The organism is Okeania sp. (genome assembly GCF_983059655.1).
This window is the reverse complement of the sequence record NZ_CEZPJD010000666.1, coordinates 1-4,486: the sequence shown is the minus strand read 5'-3', so window position 1 is coordinate 4,486 and position 4,486 is coordinate 1. Positions and strand designations below refer to the sequence as shown.

Sequence of the window (4,486 nt, the reverse complement as noted above, 5' to 3'; positions counted from 1 at the left end):
GATAATTGATAATTGATAATGGATAATTGATAATGGATAATTGATAATTAGGGCTTGCTGATTAAATATCAAAGCATTAACTGATCGGTTTGAATAATTTTAGGTGGGGAAGCTTTGAACCTAAATTATTTATTTATTAATTATTAATTATTCGGTAAGCATTCAATATTCAGCATTCAGTTATTAACTCTTGATAAACATTTACTATTTTCCGCCACAGAATTGCATGAATTGAACTCAAACTCGTCGCTCTTGTTGTTCATTACCTGATGAAAAAAGTAATTATTAATTATTAATTATTAATTATTAATTATTATTCATCTTCTGGTTTTAGAGATCGTACAGTTTCTTGAACTGACCCTATAACAAATCCCATAATTGCACCTATTGTGGCATAAGTACGAGGTGCTTTTGCACTACTATAACCTTTATCTACTTTCGTAAAATTACAACATTGATAACGACTTTTACTCATCTCGGCAGCAGCTAATCCAATTACTGAACCTATCAAAGCCATCATCAAACCAGAAAATATTACTAACTTTAAATTAATTGTTTTTTCTTCCATTACTAATGAACCTCTATAATTGAAATTAAAATTGTTGATATATTATATAGTGTTTTTATTTGAGATATAAATCTAGATGGAATTTATGTCTTTTTTTATAAGAAAAAAAGTGCTGAATTTATATAATGTTTGGTTAAATGGTTATAAATAACTTTTATTAGTAGTCAGGAGTTAGGAGGGAAGAAAGGAGAAATGCATAAGAAATATTAGAGATGTCTATTGATAATTTCAATATTTCTTTGGTACTGTCAGTCCTTAAATTTTATTATAACTGATTATCCATTAGCATAGCTACCCCGGAGGAGGAACATGATATTAGTACCTTATATCCTTGTGTTTGCTACTATTTAATACTGTTTTTCCTCCTTTACTATTCTTTAAAACCTCCAGACCTTGTTCATAATACTTGGTCTCAAAATTTCAGATATAGCGCTATGCATTAAGATTAGGACATTTCTAAACCCTTTTAGCGGAGCTTTTCCGCAGGAAAAACCCCTTAACAGTTTACTATTCCCTATTCCCTATTCCCTAGTGCTATAAAAGTTTTATATCTTTTTTCTAGCATGATTTCGACTATTTTCAAATATTAAAAATCAAAAAATCATCAAAATTCAATCAATGTTACAGGCATTAAGGCGAGCTAAAAAGTATACTGCTAGTTTAGCTCCATAAGGAGAATCCCACCAAGCAACAGGAAAACAACCTTTAGGTGCTTCTAGACTAAAATTCAGTTTTTCATAAGGTACTGATTTATTATTTGATAATAATCCAAGTTTTTCACAGGTCATATTTAAAACTTTCATATCTATTTGAGAAATATCATAAGTTCCTCCCATACTTTCATAAATTTTTTTTTGTATACTAAAGCCAAAATGACCTTGACTATAATTAGTCCAAAGCTGGTCAATTAAATTTATTACACTACATGGAAATTTGATAACATCATCGGGAGTCAGTTTTTCTTTGTCAGTTTGACCAGATATTTCTAACATAACTTTTGCTGTTTCTTGGTCTGCTTCTTTCCATTTTCCCGCAGATAGTAAATCTCTCAATTTGCCATAGCGGTAAATATCAGAAATTAACATTAGTGCTCGGTCTAATTTTTCTTCTAATTGAGCTACTCTTTCTGATAACTCTAACTCCCTGGAATTCTGTTGTGATGATAAATATTCATCAGAAGAAGTAGTAGATTTATCGTTCTCTTTATACTCTATTTCGTTAGACATAATTACTCTCAAATTACATATTTTTAGAATTGATTCTGCTCTAAAATTGATTTACTAATTACTTCACTAATAACTAGATTACCTTCAGGACTTAAATGAATATGGTCTCGATATAAACTATCTGATTCTGAGACAGATTTAAAGATAGGTAGTAAATCTAGATATAAAATATTCTCTGCCTCAGTAAATTCTGCTAAACGTTTACGAGTTTTAATTTCATAATCACGAGGTCCAGGTTCGCCCACTTCCCGTAGTAAAGGAGTCATTGCTAGAATAAATCCAGCATTGTTTTGATTGGCCAATTCAGAAATTTTTTTAATTGCTACTAAATTAAAACCAACCCGGTCGCCTTCTTCTTTAATTTCAGGAACTTTTGGAGCTTTGAAAAAATAACGATTTATCAATTCCGCAATAGCTGAAGGAGGTTTTTTATTTGGATAATTACGGTCTACTCCTACTACTAATGAACTAGGTGCTTTGGCAAATAAATCATCGGTATTAATTAGTAATATTACTATTTGAGAATTAAACAAACCAAACTTTTCTAGATAAGCCAATTCATTTCTCGGACCCCAAGAATTAGCTGAGGCATTAAGAACTTCAACTATTTTATCTTTACCTAATTTTTTACTGACAGAATTCTCTATAATTGCGGAAACTGTGTCATTTTGGTCAGTCCACCAATTACCATTAGCCACAGAGTCTCCTACTAGAAATATTCTCAATGTATTATTTTCTTTTGACTCTTCTATTGGTTTTGACCGCATAGAATACTGATTGATTTTTATGCGATTTCCAAAGCGATTAACATTTTGATTTGGTGTTAAGAGATAACCAATTTGATTATCTCCAATATAGGTTAGAGGATTACCAAAACCAACTATAACTCGGAGCCCTATTTCCAATATCCCCAATAACCCAAGTATAAGTGCTAAAATTATAAGTAGAATTTTCACGAATCTAAATTAAATTAATTAATCAATTTGATTTTAAATTATTTAGGGCTTGCTAATTAATTCCCATTTCTCTTGGCTACTGGCTACTGACTACTGCGAAGTAACCTTAAACACGGAAGAGGTGAGTTTATTGGACACGACGGTCTCCGAAATCAAGGAATTTGGGAAAACGACAGGCTAGTTCGTGAAGACTGATGTAGCTTATGATTTTCTAAGTTATGAAATTCCTAGATGTGACGAAATTTCTCAGTTAAAGGTGAATAGTAAATCTTAGGGAATATTCTTTTTGTGAAGCACCCAAAAAGAATAAACTTTAGAAGTGGGTTTTGTTTTGCTTAGTTTGAGGTTTGAATTTTTTTGTGGCCAAGCTTGATTGACATTTATCAAAATAATTGGGTAGCGCAACCCCGCCTTTTAAGGCCAAATACTTTTGGAGCTGGTTTCAAATCCCATACTTCCCCTCCTGGCTCCACTCCTGGGAAGGTAGTGGTGGGTTAACTTTTGACTTCTGACTTCCGACTTCTGACTTTTGAATAATGGGGGTGGTGGGACTTGAACCCACACGACTGTTAAGGTCAACGGATTTTAAGTCCGTAGCGTCTACCATTCCGCCACACCCCCGTTTTTATGTCGAGTGTTGAACTCACTGCATTTGCAGAAAAAGCTCATTCCTTTATTTAATCACAATGTTTCAATTTTTGGCAAGTCTTTTTGAAAAAAAAATTGAGTCCTACCAAAATATGCAATAATTTAGAGAGTTGATGGGAATATAGCCATTCAACCAATAATATATTAAACAGAATACGATTAACTATTGCAATTTCCAAATAAATATTGTTTATGAACTTAGAACTAGACGCGAATCTGGTAATCCTAATTATTTATGCAGTCCTTGCAGGAACTTACCTTTTGGTAATGCCAGCCATAGTCTATGCTTACTTGAATATCCGTTGGTATGTTGCTAGTTCCTTTGAACGAGGCTTTATGTATTTCTTGATGTTCTTCTTCTTCCCTGGTATGTTAGTTTTGTCCCCATTTTTAAACTTTCGCCCCAGACGGCGACAAATTGAAGGTTAATGCGACGAATTGAGGCCATTGGAATAAGTGTAGGTATTTTTGCTGCTGGTGGTATCCTTTACTTTATATTTCAGGTAGTAGGAGTCAATGGTATAGAGGCTGGTATCTGGACACAAGCTGTATTAGTTGGTGGCTTAGTTGGCTGGCTACTGACCTATTTGTTTCGGGTTACTAATAGTAATATGACCTACAACCAACAGTTAAAAGATTATGAGGATGCAGTACTCCAAAAGCGTCTGGAAGAAATGACTCCAGAGGAGTTGGCTCAGTTGCAGGCAGAAGTTGAACAAGAAAAGGCAGCCAAGAATAAGCAGTAATAATCAGGGCTGTTTCATTCTCGATAGACACGGGGACGCGGAGACACGGAGACACGGAGATAGAGGCTTTTAATTTATGATTAAAAGTGGACTTTTCGCCCAAAGAAGTAGAACTACCCATAACTTTCTCCCCATCAGGCTTTGAGAGAAACGCCAAGATTTAGAATGAAATAGCCCTGAAGAATAATTCAAGAAGGCAGAAGACAGAAGGCAGAAGGGAAAATTGCTCATGAATAGTAAACGACTGACCATTTCGTGTGTTATAAGCCCAAGCCTGACTGTGGGGTATTAAACTCGCAACAGATTAATGCAGTCAGAAGTAAGAAGTAAGAAGTAAGAAGT

5 protein-coding genes and 1 tRNA gene are annotated in these 4,486 nt (G+C 33.9%); 2 read left to right on the top strand and 4 right to left on the bottom strand.

The genetic code is table 11. From position 1 onward, the window contains the following. Positions 1–313: 313 nt before the first annotated feature. The 4 genes from AC3DU7_RS26265 to AC3DU7_RS26250 all read right to left on the bottom strand — a co-directional run bounded on the left by AC3DU7_RS26265 (position 314) and on the right by AC3DU7_RS26250 (position 3,371). Positions 314–568, bottom strand: a complete 255-nt coding sequence (locus tag AC3DU7_RS26265; RefSeq protein WP_488042224.1) for a hypothetical protein — start codon at positions 566–568, stop codon at positions 314–316. Between the two features lie 611 nt (positions 569–1,179). After that, a complete protein-coding gene (locus AC3DU7_RS26260) occupies positions 1,180–1,794 on the bottom strand; it encodes a GUN4 domain-containing protein (protein ID WP_488042223.1) in 615 nt (204 codons plus the stop codon). Between the two features lie 23 nt (positions 1,795–1,817). After that, positions 1,818–2,750, bottom strand: coding sequence for an SGNH/GDSL hydrolase family protein (locus AC3DU7_RS26255; RefSeq protein ID WP_488042222.1), 933 nt, complete (start codon positions 2,748–2,750; stop codon positions 1,818–1,820). Positions 2,751–3,287: 537 nt separating this feature from the next. Beyond that, a tRNA-Leu gene (locus tag AC3DU7_RS26250) sits at positions 3,288–3,371 on the bottom strand. A gap of 219 nt (positions 3,372–3,590) precedes the next feature. On the opposite strand from AC3DU7_RS26250, the gene ndhL reads away from it, so the two are divergent. Both ndhL and AC3DU7_RS26240 read left to right on the top strand, forming a co-directional pair. Beyond that, positions 3,591–3,827, top strand: a complete 237-nt coding sequence (gene ndhL, locus AC3DU7_RS26245) for an NAD(P)H-quinone oxidoreductase subunit L (RefSeq protein ID WP_488042221.1) — start codon at positions 3,591–3,593, stop codon at positions 3,825–3,827. Beyond that, a complete protein-coding gene (locus AC3DU7_RS26240) occupies positions 3,827–4,144 on the top strand; it encodes a DUF3007 family protein (RefSeq protein ID WP_488042220.1) in 318 nt (105 codons plus the stop codon). The genes ndhL and AC3DU7_RS26240 overlap by 1 nt, the downstream gene beginning before the upstream one ends. Positions 4,145–4,486: the final 342 nt, after the last annotated feature.